Annotated in this window: 1 protein-coding gene; it reads left to right on the top strand. The window is 68.7% G+C overall.

The genetic code is table 11. The features are described from left to right. Positions 1 to 12: 12 nt before the first annotated feature. Positions 13 to 619, top strand: a 607-nt coding sequence (locus Q7A36_RS40590; RefSeq protein ID WP_305109457.1) for an IS5 family transposase, incomplete at its 3' end; no start/stop codon positions are given.

The following is a 619-nucleotide window of genomic DNA, read 5'->3' as shown; positions in this document are numbered from 1 at the left end:
GGGAGGGCCACCATGCCGTTCAAGGGCAACGCCGACCGCCGACACCATATTCCAGCTCAGCAGTGCCGGGTAAAGAACTGGGCCGAGTACGACGCCGGCTTGCGTGCTCGCGGCAGCCTCACCGTCTGGTTCACGACTGAAGCCATCGAGGCCTGGCACGCGGCGCCGCGCACCACCCCAGGCGGGCAGCCCTGCTATTCCGATCTGGCGATCACCACCGCCCTGACCCTGCGCGCGGTGTTCCGCTTGGCCCTGCGCCAGACCGAGGGGCTGATCGGCTCCATCCTGCAGCTGCTCGGTCTCACTCTGCCCGTGCCGGACCATACCACTCTGAGCCGTCGGGCCGAGACGCTGGAGGTGCTGCGGCCAAAGGCGGGCAGCGAGCCCGTGCACCTGCTGGTGGACAGCACGGGGCTGAAGTTGTGTGGGCCCGGCGAGTGGCTGATCGAGAAGCACGGCAGCCAGCGGCGTCGTGGCTGGCGCAAGCTGCACATCGCCACGAGCGTCGACACGGGCCGGATCGTCGCGGTGCTGCTGACCGACAAGGATGCTGATGATGGCGGGCAGGTCGGCGCCTTGCTCGAGCAGATCGAGGAGCCGATCGCGTCCTTCAGCGGTG

This window comes from Paracraurococcus lichenis, from assembly GCF_030657435.1.
GTDB classification, from domain to species: Bacteria; Pseudomonadota; Alphaproteobacteria; order Acetobacterales; family Acetobacteraceae; genus Paracraurococcus; species Paracraurococcus lichenis.
The sequence above is the reverse complement of the archived record's forward strand: the minus strand, read 5'-3'. Positions and strand labels throughout refer to the sequence as shown.